The 16684-nt window shown below is 69.6% G+C and carries 14 protein-coding genes; 8 read left to right on the plus strand and 6 right to left on the minus strand.

The window, feature by feature from the left end:
• Positions 1-5: 5 nt before the first annotated feature.
• Complete coding sequence (locus tag PHA84_RS01650) at positions 6-1991, minus strand: beta-galactosidase (protein WP_270886343.1); 1986 nt, start codon at positions 1989-1991, stop codon at positions 6-8.
• Between the two features lie 284 nt (positions 1992-2275).
• Here PHA84_RS01650 and PHA84_RS01655 point away from each other — a divergent pair, with 284 nt between their 5' ends.
• Genes PHA84_RS01655 through PHA84_RS01685 form a run of 7 tightly spaced genes read left to right on the plus strand, consistent with a single transcriptional unit; the run spans position 2276 to position 10330 of the window.
• Positions 2276-3622 carry an ABC transporter substrate-binding protein gene (locus PHA84_RS01655; RefSeq protein ID WP_270886344.1) on the plus strand — a complete coding sequence of 449 codons (1347 nt, stop codon included), beginning with the start codon at positions 2276-2278 and terminating at the stop codon, positions 3620-3622.
• A gap of 32 nt (positions 3623-3654) precedes the next feature.
• A complete protein-coding gene (locus tag PHA84_RS01660) occupies positions 3655-4551 on the plus strand; it encodes a carbohydrate ABC transporter permease (RefSeq protein WP_270886345.1) in 897 nt (298 codons plus the stop codon).
• On the plus strand, positions 4548-5471 hold the full coding sequence (locus tag PHA84_RS01665) for a carbohydrate ABC transporter permease (RefSeq protein WP_270886346.1): 924 nt from the start codon (positions 4548-4550) through the stop codon (positions 5469-5471). The genes PHA84_RS01660 and PHA84_RS01665 overlap by 4 nt, the downstream gene beginning before the upstream one ends.
• Positions 5468-7624 carry an alpha-galactosidase gene (locus PHA84_RS01670; protein WP_270886347.1) on the plus strand — a complete coding sequence of 719 codons (2157 nt, stop codon included), beginning with the start codon at positions 5468-5470 and terminating at the stop codon, positions 7622-7624. Before PHA84_RS01665 ends, PHA84_RS01670 begins: the two co-directional genes overlap by 4 nt.
• A gap of 4 nt (positions 7625-7628) precedes the next feature.
• Positions 7629-8660: a tryptophan--tRNA ligase gene (trpS, locus tag PHA84_RS01675; protein WP_442952802.1), complete on the plus strand. Its 1032-nt coding sequence runs from the start codon at positions 7629-7631 to the stop codon at positions 8658-8660.
• Between the two features lie 9 nt (positions 8661-8669).
• Positions 8670-9185 carry a 2'-5' RNA ligase family protein gene (locus PHA84_RS01680; protein WP_270886349.1) on the plus strand — a complete coding sequence of 172 codons (516 nt, stop codon included), beginning with the start codon at positions 8670-8672 and terminating at the stop codon, positions 9183-9185.
• 2 nt (positions 9186-9187) lie between these two features.
• Entirely contained in the window at positions 9188-10330 is a 1143-nt protein-coding gene (locus PHA84_RS01685; protein ID WP_270886350.1) for a YihY/virulence factor BrkB family protein, read from the plus strand.
• Between the two features lie 37 nt (positions 10331-10367).
• Here the strand turns inward: PHA84_RS01685 and PHA84_RS01690 are convergent, their stop codons facing one another.
• Genes PHA84_RS01690 through sdhC form a run of 5 tightly spaced genes read right to left on the minus strand, consistent with a single transcriptional unit; the run spans position 10368 to position 15103 of the window.
• On the minus strand, positions 10368-11636 hold the full coding sequence (locus tag PHA84_RS01690) for a D-alanyl-D-alanine carboxypeptidase family protein (RefSeq protein WP_270886351.1): 1269 nt from the start codon (positions 11634-11636) through the stop codon (positions 10368-10370).
• Between the two features lie 28 nt (positions 11637-11664).
• The gene (locus PHA84_RS01695) at positions 11665-12432 is read right to left on the minus strand and encodes a succinate dehydrogenase iron-sulfur subunit (protein ID WP_270886352.1); all 768 of its coding nucleotides are present in this window, start codon (positions 12430-12432) and stop codon (positions 11665-11667) included.
• Positions 12432-14207 (minus strand): succinate dehydrogenase flavoprotein subunit, encoded by a 1776-nt coding sequence (sdhA, locus tag PHA84_RS01700; RefSeq protein ID WP_270886353.1) that lies wholly within the window; start codon positions 14205-14207, stop codon positions 12432-12434. Before sdhA ends, PHA84_RS01695 begins: the two co-directional genes overlap by 1 nt.
• 40 nt (positions 14208-14247) lie before the next feature.
• Positions 14248-14712 carry a succinate dehydrogenase hydrophobic membrane anchor subunit gene (locus tag PHA84_RS01705; RefSeq protein WP_270886354.1) on the minus strand — a complete coding sequence of 155 codons (465 nt, stop codon included), beginning with the start codon at positions 14710-14712 and terminating at the stop codon, positions 14248-14250.
• 13 nt (positions 14713-14725) lie between these two features.
• On the minus strand, positions 14726-15103 hold the full coding sequence (sdhC, locus tag PHA84_RS01710; protein ID WP_270886355.1) for a succinate dehydrogenase, cytochrome b556 subunit: 378 nt from the start codon (positions 15101-15103) through the stop codon (positions 14726-14728).
• A 479-nt stretch (positions 15104-15582) separates the two neighbouring features.
• Here sdhC and PHA84_RS01715 point away from each other — a divergent pair, with 479 nt between their 5' ends.
• The gene (locus PHA84_RS01715) at positions 15583-16674 is read left to right on the plus strand and encodes a mannose-1-phosphate guanylyltransferase (protein WP_270886356.1); all 1092 of its coding nucleotides are present in this window, start codon (positions 15583-15585) and stop codon (positions 16672-16674) included.
• The last annotated feature ends 10 nt before the right edge of the window (positions 16675-16684 follow it).

The raw sequence follows: 16684 nt of genomic DNA on the forward strand, positions 1-16684 counted from the left end.
CCGGCTCACTCCTCCCTGACAACCGCGACGGCACCCGGCGCGAGCTTGACGGTGGGCCCGACACGGCCGTCGGACACCAGGTCGTACCCGGTCACGGCCACCTGCTGGGGGTCGCCGGAGTCGTTGACGAGGAACAACCACGACCCATTCTGGCCGCTACGCCGCGTGACCTCGACTCGAGACGGAACCTGCGCAGGGGCGGTGACCTGCGCGGCTGCGGTGACGCGGTCAAGGAGCCCGCCGAGAGCCTCGTCGTCGAGCAGCGTGCTGAGGTACCACGCGGCGCCCTCACCAGTGGCTCGCCGCGTTACGGCCGGGCGTCCGGCGAGGGGTCCCGACGTGTACGTCTCCAGCACCTCACAGTCCACCGCGGTGACGTCCTCGCTCCACAGCGTGCCCCAGCCGTCGCCAACCGCCACCTGCGCCTGAGGCATGAGCGGGAACAGCTCCTCCACCCGTAGGCCGAGCAGGTCGCGGAAGGCCCCCGGGTAGCCACCCAGGCGGACGTGGTCGTCCTGGGTGGAGATGCCGGAGAAGAACGTGACGACCACCTGCGCCCCGGCGTGGGCGGCCGCCGCGATGGAGCCGGCATCCTCGTCGGTGACCAGGTAGAGGGTGGGCACGACGACGAGGCGGTAGCCGGCCAGGTCGGCACTGGGGTGCACGACGTCGGCGGTGATGCCTCGCTCCCGCAGCAGGCGGTGCAGGGTGTGCGGCACCGCGGCGTAGTCCAGCAGGCTCGAGGGCATCGCCGGACCCGACGCCGCCCATCGAGCCTGGTAGTCCCACAGGATCGCGACGTCGGCCTCGACGCGCGAGCCGCAGACCTCGCCGAGCCTCGCGGCGACCGCTCCGAGCTCGCAGACCTCGCGGAAGCGGGCGCTGTCAGCGCCCGCGTGCGGGACCAGCGCCGAGTGGAACTTCTCGGAGCCGGAGCGGGACTGGCGCCACTGGAAGAAGCCCACGGTGTCCGCCCCACGAGCAACGTGGGCCAGGCTGTCGCGCAGGGTCTGACCCGGGTCCTTCGCCGGGTTGACCGGCTGCCAGTTCACCGCGCTCGTCGAGTGCTCCATCAGGAGCCAGGGGCGGCCACCGGCGAGGCCGCGGGTCAGGTCGCCGCTGAAGGCCAGCTCGGCCCGCGGGTGCTGGAGGGTGTTGACGATGTAGTGGTCGGTGCTCACGACGTCCTGATCCGCCGCCCACTGATGGTAGTCGAGCTTGTCGAAGTGCCGCAGCGTCATGAAGTTCGTCGTCACCGGTACCCCTGGCGAGAGCTCGGTGAGCACGGCCTTCTCCGCGCGGAAGAAGTCGAGCAGGACGTCGGACTGGTAGCGCCGGTAGTCCAGCTCGTGCGTCGGGTTCGCGAAGGTCGTCGTGAGCCTGGGCGGCAGGACCTGGTCCCACGCCGTGTAGCGCTGGCTCCAGAAGGCGGTGCCCCACGCCTCGTTGAGCGCGTCCACGCTGCCGTAGCGCTGCTCGAGCCATCGACGGAACCCCGCGCCGCAGCGGTCGCAGTAGCAGGGGATGTTGTGGCAGCCGTACTCGTTGGAGACGTGCCACATGGCCAGCGCCGGATGGTCGTGGTAGCGCTGCGCGAGCTGCGTCGTCAGCGCTAGGGCGTAGTCGCGGTACGTGACGCTGCTGGGGCACCAGGTCTGGCGGCTGCCCGGCCACAGCGTGTGCCCCTGGCGGTCCACCGGGAGGAGCTCGGGGTGAGCCGCGGAGAGCCACGGGGGCGGAGTCGCCGTCGCGGTCGCGAGGTCGACGGCGATCTCGTTCTCGTGCAGCAGGCCCATCACGTCGTCCAGCCAGGCGAACTCGTACTCGCCCTTGGCCGGCTCGAGCCAGGACCACGAGAAGACGCCCAGGGTCACGAAGGAGACGCCGGCTCGGCGCATCAGCTCCATGTCCTCGAGCCACACCTCCCGAGGCCACTGCTCGGGGTTGTAGTCCCCTCCGAAGGCGACTCTTCCACTGGGCCACGGGCGCATGGCGGCAAGTGTCGTCCGAATTTCCTTGGTATGTCAACAAAACCAAACACGCGGCTCCCCGAGGGGGCGAAGAAGCCCACGTGAGCCCCCTTGTCAGCCGAGAAGGCTTGCTGCGAGCCGAAACCTGGGTGGTAGCCCACGCGAGACGATTGCGGACACTCTATTGACACCGGCGTCCCCGCGCGCCATCCTCGCTCAGTGTTGGTGGTTTTTGATCGAAACTGTCGGATGACGGGTTCGGGCTCACCACGCCGGCGCACACCCCCAGGTCAAAGGAGACCCGCATGACCCGCCACGCTTCCGAGGCCGACTACCTGGCCAGTCTCGTGCCCCCGTCCGTCCGCGGCGTGAGCCGCCGGACCCTCCTGCGCGGCGCCGTGGGCGCCGGCACCCTGTTCGCAGCCCCGGCGCTCCTGGCGGCCTGCGGTGGTGACAGCGGCAGCAGCGGTGGCGGCAAGGCCACCGGGACCGTGACGCTAGGCTCGAACCAGTCCGACGCCGTGCCGAAGGCTGCGGTGCAGGCGGTCGTCGACGCCTTCCAGAAGGCGAACTCCGGCCTCACGGTGAAGGTCAACACGATCGACCACAACACCTTCCAGGAGAACATCAACAACTACCTTCAGGGCTCTCCGGACGACGTGTTCACCTGGTTCTCCGGCTACCGGATGCGGTTCTTCGCGAGCAAGAGCCTCGCCGGCGACGTCTCGGACGTGTGGAAGAACCTCCAGGGGATGTCCGACGCGCTGAAGAAGGCCTCCACCGGAGACGACGGCAAGCAGTACTTCGTCCCGTCGACCTACTACCCGTGGGCCGTCTTCTACCGCAAGAGCGTCTTCGCCAAGTACGGCTACCAGGCGCCCAAGACCCTCGACGAGCTGAAGAGCCTGGGCGCGCAGATGAAGAAGGACGGCCTCGTTCCCATCGCCTTCGGCGACAAGGACGGGTGGCCCGCCATGGGCACCTTCGACCAGCTCAACCTGCGGATCAACGGCTACGACTTCCACGTCAGCCTCATGGCCGGCAAGGAGCCGTGGAACAGCGACAAGGTGAAGAAGGTCTTCGACACGTGGGCGGGGCTGCTCGACCTGCACCAGCCCGACTCGCTCGGGCGGACCTGGCAGGAGGCGGCGCAGGCGCTGCAGCAGAAGAAGGCCGGCACCTACATCCTCGGGTCGTTCGTCGCCCAGCAGTTCAAGGCCGGTGCCGAGCAGGAGGACCTGGACTTCTTCAACTTCCCCGAGATCGACTCGAACATCGGTGCCGACGCGATCGACGCCCCCATCGACGGCTACATGATGAGCAAGCGGCCGAAGAACCAGGCCGGCGCCGCGAAGCTCCTGGGGTACCTCGGCTCGGCCGACGCCCAGAACCTCGCGGTCAAGGCCGACCCGAGCGTGATCGCGACGAGCGACAAGGCGGACCAGAGCGCGTACACGCCGCTGCAGAAGAAGTCGGTGGAGTTCGTCAAGCAGGCCAAGTCGATCGCGCAGTTCCTCGACCGCGACACCCGCCCGGACTTCGCCTCGACCGTGATGATCCCCGCCATCCAGTCCTTCATCAAGAACCCCAAGGACGTCGACGGGCTGGTCAACACCATCGAGAAGCAGAAGCAGAGCATCTTCGCGAGCTGACGCTCCCGACGATGCCGAGACCAGGAGCGTCCGTGGCCAGACGACCGAAGTACAAGGGGATCGACCACCTCAGTCCCGTCGACCGGGTGGTCGTGGGCCTCATGATCGCCATCCCGACGCTGCTGGTCCTGTGGCTGGTCTGGCTGCCGGCGATCGCGTCGGTCCTGCTCTCGTTCACCAACTGGGACGGGATCGGCCCGATCTCCGGCGCCAAGGTGATCGGGCTGAAGAACTACAGCGACGTGGTGAACATCTACCCGCCGTTCTGGCCGGCCGTGCAGCACAACCTCATCTGGCTGGCGGCCCTGTTCCTCGTGGCCACCCCCTTCGGCCTGTTCCTGGCGGTGCTGCTGGACCGCGAGCTGCGTGGCTCCCGGGTCTTCCAGACCGCCATCTACCTGCCGGTGGTGCTGTCCCTGGCGCTGATCGGGTTCATCTGGCAGCTGATCTACAGCCGTGACCAGGGCCTCATCAACCAGGTCACCGGCAGCACGATCGACTGGTACGGCGACCAGAGGTACAACCTCTGGGCCGCCCTCCTGGCCGCCAGCTGGCGGCATGTCGGCTACATCATGTTGCTCTACCTGGCGGGGCTGAAGGGCGTCGACCCGTCGCTGCGGGAGGCGGCACGGGTCGACGGGGCGAGTGAGCGGACGACGTTCTTCAGGGTGGTCTTCCCGGTCATGGCGCCGATCAACATGATCGTCATCGTGGTCACCGTCATCGAGGCACTGCGGGCCTTCGACCTCGTCTGGGTGATCAACAAGGGCCGCAACGGTCTCGAGCTCATCTCGACCCTCGTCACGAGCAACATCGTGGGCGAGGCCAGCCGCATCGGGTTCGGCTCGGCGATGGCCACCATCATGCTCATCGTGTCCTCGGTGTTCGTGGCCCTCTACCTGCGCGTGATGATGAAGGAGCAGCGATGACCGCCGCCAGCGAAGCCCCCGTCGTGGCCGTGGGACGAAGCCCCGTGGCGACGAGCAGCAGGCCGGGCGGCCCGGTGCGCGGTGGCAGGCCCACCCAGGTCTTCCTCGCGGTCGTGGCGGTCATCTGGATCTTCCCGGTGGCCTACGCCCTGCTCGGCAGCTTCCGGGACTACGACTACACCTCCAAGCACGGGTACTTCTCCTTGGGCGGCTTCACGCTGCAGAACTACAAGGACGCCTGGCAGCAAGCCAACTTCTCGCACACCATGCTCAACTCGGCGTACATCACGGTTCCGGCCGTGTTGCTCACCCTGTTCCTCTCCTGCTGCATCGCCTTCGTGGTGGCGCGCTTCTCGTTCCGGTTCAACCTCGCATTGCTGGGCCTGTTCACCGCCGCAAACCTGCTGCCCGCCCAGGCCCTGCTCATCCCCGTCTACCGCATGTTCCGGGCGATCCAGGTGCCGTTCTGGTTCAGCGACTCCGGCACCCTGCTCAACTCGTACTGGGGCCTTATCGCGGTCAACGTGGCGTTCCAGACCGGGTTCTGCGCCTTCGTGCTGTCGAACTATATGAAGGCGCTGCCCCGCGAGCTCTACGAGTCCGCGGTCGTCGACGGCGCCGGCGTGCTGCGCCAGTTCTTCCAGCTCACTCTGCCGCTGTGCCGACCCCCACTGGCCGCCCTGGCCACGCTCGAGGTGACGTGGATCTACAACGAGTTCTTCTGGGCCACCGTCCTGCTCCAGTCCGGTGACAAGTACCCGGTCACCAGCTCGATCAACAACCTGCGCGGGCAGTTCTTCACGGACAACAACCTGGTGGCCGCCGGCTCGGTCGTCATCGCGCTGCCCACGCTCGTCGTCTTCTTCGTGCTGCAGAAGCAGTTCGTCGCCGGCTTGACACTGGGAGCCACCAAGGGATGACGGGCTCTCTCGCCGTCCTCAGCGCGGCCGGCACCAGCCTGGTGCTCGAAGTCTCCGGAGGCGGGCTGCCTCGTGTCCTCCACTGGGGCGCGGAGCTGCCCCCCGAAGCCGTCGCCCAGCTTCCGCTGCTCGCCGCGGGCCCGGTGCCCCACAACGCCCTCGACGAGGCGTGGCCCTTCACCGTGCTACCTACCTCCGGGGACGGCTGGCTCGGCACTCCGGCGTACGCCGTGCACCGCGCAGGTGGCGTGGCGGCCCCGCGCTGGCGGGTTACCTGCGAGAGCCGCGGGGACGCGGGGCTGCGCGTGCTCGCTGCCGACCAGGGGGTCGAGGTGGAGCTCGACTACGACCTGGACCCCGACGGGGTCCTGCGGGTCCGGCTGGCGGTGACCCATACCGCCGAAGGCTCGGCCGATCTCCTGGACGTGGGCTCGCTCCGCGCCCTGCTCCCGCTGCCCAGGAGGGCCGGCGAGGTGCTCGACCTCACCGGGCGCTGGTGCCGCGAGCGGGCTCCGCAACGCAGCACGCTGCAGGACGGTACCCATCTGCGCGCCTCCCGTCGCGGTCGCACCGGCCATGACGCGACCCTCCTGCTGACCGTCGGCACCCCGGGTTTCGGGTTCCGCAGTGGCGAGGTGTGGGCGGTGCACACCGCGTGGAGCGGCAACCATGAGCATCTGGTGGAGCGGCTCCCCGAGGGTGCGGGGATGCACGCAGCCGTTCTGGGTGGGGCCGAGCTGCTCGAGCCCGGCGAGGTCCGGCTGGCGCCTGGCGAGCGGTACACCGCCCCGGAGGTCGTGTTCGTGCACGCCACCGACGGGCTGGACGGCCTCTCCCGCCGCCTGCACCGTAGCCAGCGGGCCCGCGCGACGCACACCGCGTCCCCTCGGCCCCTCGTGCTCAACACCTGGGAGGCCGTCTACTTCGACCACGACCTCCAGCGGCTCACCGCACTCGCCGACACGGCCGCCGGGCTGGGGGTCGAGAGGTTCGTCCTCGACGACGGATGGTTCGGTAGCCGCCGGGACGACCAGCGAGGGCTGGGCGACTGGGTCGTGTCGCCGCAGGTGTGGCCGGACGGCCTCGATCCGCTGGTGGAGCATGTCAAGGGCCTCGGAATGGAGTTCGGCCTGTGGTTCGAGCCCGAGATGGTGAACGCCGACTCGGACCTCGTGCGAGCGCACCCCGGGTGGGTGCTCGGTCCACGGGCCGGCCATCCCCGCGAGTCACGCCACCAGCAGGTCCTCGACCTCGCGAACCCGGAGGCGGCGGCCCACGTGGAGGGCCAGATCAGCAGCCTGGTGCGCCGACTCGGGATCGACTTCGTCAAGTGGGACCACAACCGCGACCTCCACGAGGCGGTGCGGTCGGACGGGACGGCCGCCGACCGGCACGCGGTCCACGCGCAGACCACGGCCTTCTACGCGCTGCTCGACCGGCTTCGAGCCGCGCACCCGGACCTGGAGATCGAGTCGTGCTCCAGCGGCGGCGCGCGCGTCGACCTCGGCGTGCTGTCCCGGACGGACCGCATCTGGACCAGTGACTGCAACGACGCTCTGGAGCGGGCGCAGATCCAGCGCTGGACATCCCTGCTCGTGCCCGCAGAGCTCATGGGCAGCCATGTGGGGCCGCCCACGGCGCACACGACGCACCGCACCGTGGACCTGTCGTTCCGGATGCTTCTGGCACTGCAGGGTCACGCCGGCCTCGAATGGGACGTCAGCGGCTGCACGTCAGAGGAGCTGGAGGCGCTGCGGGCCTGGTCGGCGCTCTACCGCGAGCTGAGGTCGGTGGTCCACTCCGGTGACCTGGTCCGCGCGGACGACCCTGACCCAGGCACGACTGGCCTCCTCGTGACCGGCACCGTCGCGACCGACCGCGGTGAGGCGGTCTACACGGTCGCGCGTCTGCATACGGCCGGGTCCACGGTCCCGGGGCTCGTGCCCCTGCCGGGGCTCGCCCCGCAGCGCGCGTACCGGCTCCGCGTCCGCCCCGAGGCGGGGCTCCCACACCTCGTGGAGTCCGCGCCACCCTCGTGGTGGGAGCAGGCCTTGCGCGAAGGCGTGGAGGTCAGCGGGGCGCTGCTCGGCGACGTGGGCCTGCCGCTGCCGGTGCTGGCTCCGGCCCAGGGTTTCCTCCTGCATCTGACCTGACACAATGGCGGCCATGTCCGCGCCCACCACCACCGCTGGGCTGTCCCGGATCCTGTCCGGGATGCAGCCGACCAGCGACTCGCTGCACCTCGGCAACTTCCTCGGCGCCTTGGTGAGCTGGGTGGCTCTGCAGGAGGAGTTCGACGCGTACTACTTCGTGGCGGACCTCCACGCGCTCACCGTCCCCACCGACCCGCAGGTCCTCCGCAGGCGCACCCGCGTCACCGCCGCCCAGTTCATCGCCGGCGGCGTCGACCCCCAGCGCTCCGCCGTGTTCTGCCAGAGCCACATCACCGAGCATGCGGAGCTCGGCTGGGTGATGAACTGCCTCACCGGCTTCGGCGAGGCGAGCCGGATGACGCAGTTCAAGGACAAGACCGCCAAGGGCCAGAACTCCAATGTCGGGCTGTTCACGTACCCCATGCTCATGGCGGCCGACATCCTCATGTACGACGCGGCGTACGTCCCGGTGGGGGAGGACCAGCGCCAGCACCTCGAGATCACCCGCGACCTTGCCGAGCGGTTCAACAGCCGGTTCGGTGATGGCCTCGTCGTCCCGGAGCCGTACATCGTCAAGGGCGCCGCCAAGATCATGGACCTGCAGGACCCCACGTCGAAGATGAGCAAGACGACGTCGTCGCCCAAGGGGCTGATCGACCTCATGGACGACCCTGCGCGGATCGCCAAGAACATCCGCTCGGCGGTGACCGACACCGAGAACGAGATCCGGTACGACGTCGAGTGCAAGCCAGGGGTGTCGAACCTCCTGGTGGTCCACTCGGTGCTGTCCGGTACGCCGGTGGACAAGCTCGAGGAGTCGTTCGCGGGCAGCGGCTACGGAGACCTCAAGAAGGAGGTCGCCGAGGTCGTCCTGGACCGGCTCACGCCGTTCCAGCGGCGGATGGCCGAGCTGCTCGACGACCCGGCCGAGCTGGACCGGATCCTCGCCGCCGGAGCGGATCGGGCGCGCGAGGTGGCGCACGCAACCATGGCGCGGGTCCGCGATCGGGTGGGACTGCTTCCGAGCGTTGGGTAGGGTCGCACAGTGCCCACCATCGGTGTGTCCGTTGCCATCCCCTCGCCGTACGCTGAGCTGCTGCAGGCCAAGCGCGCGTCGTTCGGCGACCCGCGCGCGAAGTCGATCCCCACTCACGTGACGCTGCTGCCTCCCACCGAGATCGAGGACTCCGAAGTTCCGGCGGCCGTCAAGCATCTGGAGAGCGTTGCGGCGGAAGGCCATTCGTTCCCCATGGTGCTCCGCGGAACCGGCACGTTCCGCCCCATCTCGCCAGTCGTGTTCGTCCAGGTGTCCGGGGGGCTGGCCGAGTGCGAGATCCTCGAGAAGGCCGTGCGGCAGGGACCTCTGCAGCGGGACCTCGACTTCTACTACCACCCGCACGTGACGGTCGCCCACCACGTCACGGACGAGAGCCTGGAGCGGGCCTTCACGGAGCTGGCCGACTTCGAGTGCCGCTTCGAGGTCACCGAGTTCCACCTGTACGAGCACGGGGACGACGGCGTCTGGCGCGCCGTCCGGTCCTTCAGCCTGAACGGCGGCTGACGATGGGGTCGCTCAAGCGCTGGTGGTCGCAGCTGCAGCAGACCTCGGTGTGGCGCGCCTGGAAGCGGTACGGCGACAGCCGCGGCAACCTCCTGGCAGGCGGGGTGGGCTACTTCGCGTTCTTCTCCGTCTTCCCCGCCGTGCTGCTCGCCTTCACGGTCTTCGGCGTCGTGCTCCGCAACCAGCCGGAGCTCCTGGACCGCGTCAAGGACTCGATCAACCAGATGCTCCCCGGGTTCGTCAAGACCCCGTCGAACCCCCGCGGCATCATCAACGTCAGCGCACCCACCAAGGCGGCGCTGTCGGTGAGCGGGGTCGTGGCAGTCGTCGGCCTCGTCCTGGCCGGCACGGGGTGGCTCTCCGCCCTGCGCGACGCGATCCGCCAGATCTTCGGGGTCAAGGGGGCTCCGGGCAACCCGGTCCTGGCGAAGCTGCGCGACCTCGGGGTGCTGGTCGTCCTGGGGGTCGCGATCGTGCTCTCGGCGGTCGTGGGCAGCGTGGCGGGGGCGGCGTCGCAATGGCTGGCGCGGCTTCTCGGGCTCGGCGGCCAGGGGTGGATCCTGACGCTGGTGGCGTTGGTGATCGGGGTCCTGCTCGACGCCTCCATCATCATGGTGATGCTGCGGCTGCTGACGGGTGTCGACGTGCCGCGGCGCGGGCTGCGGAACGCGGCGGTGTTCGGCGGACTGGGCCTCACCCTGCTGAAGAAGTTCGGGACGGTCCTGCTGAGCGGGACACTGCACAACGCGCTCTTCGCCTCCTTCGCGCTCGTGGTGGGACTCCTGGTCTGGCTGAACTTCATGTCCAGGGTGATCCTGGTCTCCGCCGCGTGGGCGGCGAACGACCTCGACACCGTGCGAGGAACCGGGCTCAGCGCCGGCCAGGAGCACAAGCTGCTCGAGGGCCCTGCTCCTCAGGCTCTGGACAGTCTGCGGACGCCCCTGGACACTGTGCGGACGCCCCTGGACACTGTGCGGACGCCTCCGCACACTGTGCGGACGCGCACGGATGCGGGGCTGCCGACCTTCGGCCAACGGGCAGCCGACCGAACCTCCGTGGCCGCCGGCGTCGTCCTGGGCGCGACCGCTGCCTTCGCCCTCGGCGGTCTCGCGCGTGGCGTCCGAGCGCTCACGCACCGGCGCTGAGCTGCGTTCACCCCTCCACGACGCCGGCCGTGCGCCGTCAGTGGCGCCGCTCGTGGACGCGCATCTCGCGACGCCGTACCTGCTTGCGTCGCGCCCTCGCACGGGCTGCCAGCAGGAGGAGGAGAAGCGCCGTGGCGGCCAGTGCGGCCATCCCGGGCCAGGAGGCGAGCCCGGCTGTGCGCCGGCCGTCGGCGGGGAGCGCGGCCGCAGCCGGCCGGGGTCTGGGGGTGCTCCAGGGGGTCGCCATGCCCGGCGTGGCCAAGCCCGGCGTCGCCACGGCGCTCTCGGCAGGGCTGGGGGCCGACGTCGCCTGGCCGGGCTTCACCAGGGTGCCGACAGGGCGTGCCCGGCCGGCATACCGGAACGCCCAGTCGTACATCGCCGCCTGCGGGCGCCAGGAGGCGTCCAGACCGTACATCTCGCTCAGCAGGTAGGTCCGGCCCTCACGCGTGACTGCGGAGATGAAGGTCCGTTTGGCGGCCTCGGTATAGCCGTTCTTGATCCCGATGGTCCCGGGGTAGTTGAAGAGCAGCCGGTTGTGGTTCGTGATCCTGTAGGTCGCTCGCCTCTTGGTCTTCGGGTTCACAGCGCCGGGGAAGTCGACCTGCTTCGTCGTGACGTAGGAACGGAAGTCCTTCAGCCCCAGAGCCGCACGGCCGATCAACGCGAGGTCGTAGGCGCTCGAGGTCTGCCCCGGCATGTCGAGGCCGGCGGGGTCCTTCGCGACCGTGTCATGTGCCCCGAGGTACGCGGCTTCCTCGTTCATGGCTGCCAAGGTGGCCTGGCGTCCGCCCCCGGCTGCCGCCAGGGCGTACGCGGCGTCGTTGCCGGAGGACATGAGCAGCCCCTCGAACAGCTGCCGTCCCGTGTACGTCAGACCCGGGACCATTCCGACCCGGGTGCCGTCGGCGTTGGCATCCTCCGCGGTGGCCGTGATCATGCGGGTGGGCTGGACCCGCGGGAGCAGAGTGAGGGCGGTGAGGGTCTTCAGCGTGCTGGCCGGTAGGAGCCTGGCGTGCGGAGCCTTGGCCGCGACCACCGCGCCGGTGTCGAGGTCGGCCAGGAGCCACGCGACGTCGCGCAACGTCGGCGGGGCCGGGACGCCGGCCGGCAGGTCGGTCACCAGGCCCATCGAGGCCAGGCGCGGACCGCCGACCGCCGCGTCGGGGTCGACCCAGCCGGTCGGCGTGGGCAGCGTCGGCGTGCTGGCCGTCGGAAGGGGACGCGGCGTCGTCGCTGCGCTCGCCGGTGCCAGCAGCGCGCCGCCGCCGACCGCGAGTACGAGGCCCGCCGCGGCAGCAGCCACGGGGCGGAGGCTCACGCGGCCTGCATCGTCAGAACCGGCTGGTCAGGAGCGCGCGCTTCACTTCCTGGATGGCCTGGGTGACCTCGATGCCGCGCGGGCAGGCCTCGGTGCAGTTGAAGGTGGTGCGGCAGCGCCACACCCCCTCCTTGTCGTTGAGCACCTCAAGGCGCTGCTTGCCGCCCTCGTCGCGGCTGTCGAAGATGAAGCGGTGCGCGTTCACGATGGCGGCCGGCCCGAAGTACTGGCCGTCGTTCCAGAACACGGGGCAGCTCGTGGTGCAGGCCGCGCACAGGATGCACTTCGTCGTGTCGTCGAAGCGGTCACGGTCCTGCTGGCTCTGGATCCGCTCGCGCGTCGGCTCGTTGCCGGTGGTGATCAGGAACGGCATCACCTCACGGTAGGCGTCGAAGAACGGCTCCATGTCGACGATGAGGTCCTTCTCCACCGGAAGACCTTTGATCGGCTCGACCGTGATCGGCTTGTCCGGGTTGACGTCCTTGACCAGGGTCTTGCAGGCCAGGCGGTTCTTCCCGTTGATCCGCATGGCGTCGGACCCGCAGACGCCGTGCGCGCAGGAGCGGCGGAACGACAGCGAGCCGTCCTGCTCCCACTTGATCTGGTGCAGGGCGTCGAGGACCCGGTCCGTGGCGTGCACGGTGACCTGATAGCTCTCCCAGTGCGGCTCGCTGTCCGTCTCGGGGTTGAACCGCTGGATCTTCAGGGTGACGGTGAACGTCGGCACCGCGCCGGGTGCCTTGTCCCCGGCCGGCTTCTGCTTCTCGGCAGTGGCAGTCATCAGTACTTGCGCTCCATCGGCTGGTAGCGGGTCACGGTCACGGGCTTGTAGTCCAGGCGCACCTCGTCCGCGAAGGCCGGGCCGCTGGCGAACTCGGTGACCGGAGCACGGTAGGCCATCGTGTGGCGCATGAAGTTCACGTCGTCACGCGCCTCGTAGTCCTCGCGGAAGTGCCCGCCGCGGGACTCCTTGCGCGCGAGGGCGCCTAGGGTGATCACCTCGGCCAGCTCGATGAGGAAGCCGAGCTCGACCGCTTCGAGAAGGTCGGTGTTGTAGCGCTTCCCCTTGTCCTGGACCACGACATGGGCGTAGCGCTCCTTGAGCTCGTCGATGACGCCCAGCGCCTCCTTCATGGACGCCTCGGTGCGGAAGACCTGCACGTTGCGGTCCATGGTCTCCTGCAGCGCCCGGCGCAGGTCGGCGACGCGCTCCCCGCTCTCGCGGTTGCGGATGGCGCCGACCAGGCCGTCCACCAGGGCGGTGGGGTCTGGCGGGAGGTCGACGTAGGCCGCCGACGCCGCATACTCGGCGGCCGCGATGCCGGCCCGGCGGCCGAACACGTTGATGTCCAGAAGGCTGTTCGTCCCCAGGCGGTTGGACCCGTGCACCGAGACGCAGGCGACCTCGCCGGCGGCGAAGAGCCCGGGCACGATGTCCGTGTTGTTGCGCAGCACCTCCGTCTCGACGTTCGTCGGCACACCGCCCATTGCGTAGTGGGCGGTCGGGTAGACCGGGACCGGCTCGGTGTACGGCTCGACGCCGAGGTAGGTGCGGGCGAACTCGGTGATGTCCGGCAGCTTGGCGTCGATGTGGGCCGGCTCGAGGTGGGTGAGGTCGAGGAGCACGTAGTCCTTGTTCGGGCCCGCGCCGCGGCCTTCCCGGACCTCGTTCGCCATAGAACGCGCCACGATGTCGCGGGGCGCGAGATCCTTGATCGTGGGGGCGTAGCGCTCCATGAAGCGCTCCCCCTCGGCGTTGCGCAGGATCCCGCCCTCACCGCGGGCCGCCTCGGAGAGGAGGATCCCCAGACCGGCGAGGCCGGTGGGGTGGAACTGGAAGAACTCCATGTCCTCCAGGGGGAGGCCGCGGCGGAAGGCGACGCCCATGCCGTCACCGGTGAGCGTGTGGGCGTTGGACGTGGTCTTGAAGACCTTGCCGGTGCCGCCGGTGGCGAAGACGACGGACTTCGCCTGGAAGACGTGGATCTCGCCCGTCGCCAGCTCGTAGGCGACCACCCCGGCGGTGTGCTCGACCCCGTCGTGACCGGTGTTGAGGAGCAGGTCAAGCACGTAGAACTCGTTGTAGAACTCCACGCCCTGCTTGACGCAGTTCTGGTAGAGGGTCTGCAGGATCATGTGGCCGGTGCGGTCGGCGGCGAAGCAGGACCGGCGCACGGCGGCCTCGCCGTGGTTGCGGGTGTGACCGCCGAAGCGGCGCTGGTCGATCTTGCCCTCCGGCGTGCGGTTGAACGGCAGGCCCATCTTCTCGAGGTCGATGACCGCGTCGATCGCCTCCCGGCACATGATCTCCGCGGCGTCCTGGTCGACGAGGTAGTCGCCACCCTTGACGGTGTCGAAGGTGTGCCACTCCCAGTTGTCCTCCTCGACGTTCGCGAGGGCAGCACACATGCCGCCCTGCGCCGCGCCGGTGTGCGACCGGGTGGGGTAGAGCTTGGTGAGCACGGCGGTGCGCACGCGCGTGGAGGACTCCAGCGCGGCACGCATACCGGCTCCGCCGGCGCCGACGATGACCACGTCGTACTTGTGTGTCTGCATGTTCAGCGGGTTCCTTACTGCGCCGTCGCGTCGTTCAGGGTCACCGTGAGCACACGGAGAGGGTGGAAGAGGGGTCGATGCACGGGTCGAAGGTGAAGATCACGAGCGTGCCGAGCACCATGACGAGCAGGGCGCTGGTGAAGAGCAGAGCCTTCAGGACCCAGCGCGTGCTGTTCTTCTCGGTGTAGTCGTTGATGACCGTCCGCACCCCGTTGACCCCGTGGAGCTCGGCGAGCCACAGCATGAGCAGGTCCCACACCTGCCAGAACGGGCTGCTCCACTTCTGGCCGACGAAGGCGAAGTCGACCGCGTGGATGCCTTCGCCCAGCATGAGGTTGACGAACAGGTGACCGAAGACGAGGACGAGCAGCAGGATGCCGCTACCGCGCATGAAGACCCACGACCACAGCTCGAAGTTGCCGCGGCTGGCTCCGACCCGGCGGTACCGGGAGTGCTTGACAGGAACTGCGTCGACGCGGGGCGTCTCGCTGCTGGTGGCAGTCATGAGCGGGCGCCTTTCAGTGCGAGAACACGATGGACAGGTGCCGGATGGCGAACGGCACGAAGAGCACGACGAACCCCACCGCCACCGCCCAGAACATCTGCCGCTGGTACCTCGGACCCTTGGCCCAGAAGTCGACAGCGATGATGCGTAGCCCGTTGAGGGCGTGGAAGATCACGGCCGCCACCAGGCCTGCCTCGCCGAGGCCGACGACCGGGTTCTTGTAGGCGTCCATGACCTCGTTGTAGGCCTGCGGGGAGACCCGGACCAGCGCGGTGTCCAGCACATGGGCGAAGAGGAAGAGGAAGAGGAGTACGCCGCTGATGCGGTGGGCCACCCACGACCACATGCCCTCACGGCCGCGGTAGAGGGTCCCGTTGGCTGCCTGCGCCACTGCGCGTCCCTTTCGAAGCAGGTTGTCACGGCAGCTCGATGCGGGAGGCGCCGACGGCCGTGGTTCGCCCGTCAGGCTATCTGGCGGCTCGCCATGACGCCGAAGGGCCTCCCTGTGAGAAACCAGACAGGCGCGGTTACCCCGGAGTAGGTCGTGGCATGGCGCCGCTCAGGCGGCAGACATCCCGCCGTGGCGAGTCTCGGCCGTGCCCCGCGGTCCAACGGTCAGCCGCGTGCCGGCGCCACGACGCGCAGCCCGCTGGCTGCCGAGGATGACCGCATGGTGACCCCGCGCCCGGAGGCACTCGGCGACGCGGCAGACGCTGGCCGTCACGCCGTTGAGGCTCGGCAGGAAGACTCGGTCACGATGGCCACGCGCACCACCTCAGCGTCGAGGTGCCTGATGAGGTCCTGACCACGGTGAGGTGCGTGTCGGATGACCACCGGGTGACGGGCTGGTGGTGACGCTACGGTTCCGGCATGTCCACACCTGCGTCGGTCGAGCATCTCTGGGCGGTCGTGCCCGCCGGCGGCGCGGGCACGCGCCTGTGGCCGCTGTCCCGCGCAGCCTCACCGAAGTTCCTCCACGACCTCACCGGGACGGGGCGTTCCCTGCTCCAGGCGACGTGGGACCGACTGGCGCCGTTGACCGGCGACCGTGTCGTCGTGGTCACCGGTCGGGCGCACGAGGCCGCGGTCCGCGCGCAGCTCCCCGGGCTGGCGCGCGAGCGTCTGCTGGCGGAGCCGTCGCCGCGGGACTCCATGGCGGCCATCGGATGGGCAGCCGCCGTGCTCGAGGCGCAGGACCCCGATGCTGTGCTCGGGTCGTTCGCCGCTGACCACGTCATCGAGGACGAGGACGAGTTCCGGGCCTGCGTGACGGCGGCCGTCGAGGCGGCGGAGGACGGCTACGTCGTCACCATCGGCATCGAGCCGTCGTACCCGGCCACGGGGTTCGGCTACATCGAGATGGGGCAGGTCCTGGGGACAGGCCCGGCACGGGCGGTGACCCAGTTCGTCGAGAAGCCGGACCGCGCCCGAGCCGAGGCCTACCTCGCCACGGGCCGGTTCCGGTGGAACGCGGGGATGTTCGTCGTCCGGGCCACGGTCCTGCTCGACCTGCTCGCGCAGTGGCATCCCGACCTCGCCACAGCGCTGCGCGCGCTCGCAGCCGCACCGCAGAGGCTCGAGGAGCTGTGGCCCGGGCTCGAGCGCATCGCGATCGACCATGCCGTCGCCGAGCCCGCGGCCGCCGTCGGCCGGGTGGCCGTCGTGCCGGGAGGCTTCGGCTGGGACGACGTCGGCGACTTCACCTCCCTCGGCGCGCTCCTGCCCGACGCCGAGGGCATGCCAGGGATACGCGTGCTCGGGGATGCGGCGGCCCTGCGGGTCGTGGACGCGAGCGGCGTGGTAGTCCCTGCCGGTGGCCGGATGGTCGCCGTGGTGGGCCTGGACGACATCGTCGTCGTCGACACCCCCGACGCGCTCCTGGTGACGACCCGGGAACGGGCGCAGGACGTCAAGGCGGTCGTCGAGGCGCTGAAGGCCCAGGGGCGCGCCGACCTCACCTGAGCCGAGGTCC

This window comes from Pedococcus sp. 5OH_020 (assembly GCF_027812955.1).
In the GTDB taxonomy this organism is placed as follows: domain Bacteria; phylum Actinomycetota; class Actinomycetes; order Actinomycetales; family Dermatophilaceae; genus Pedococcus.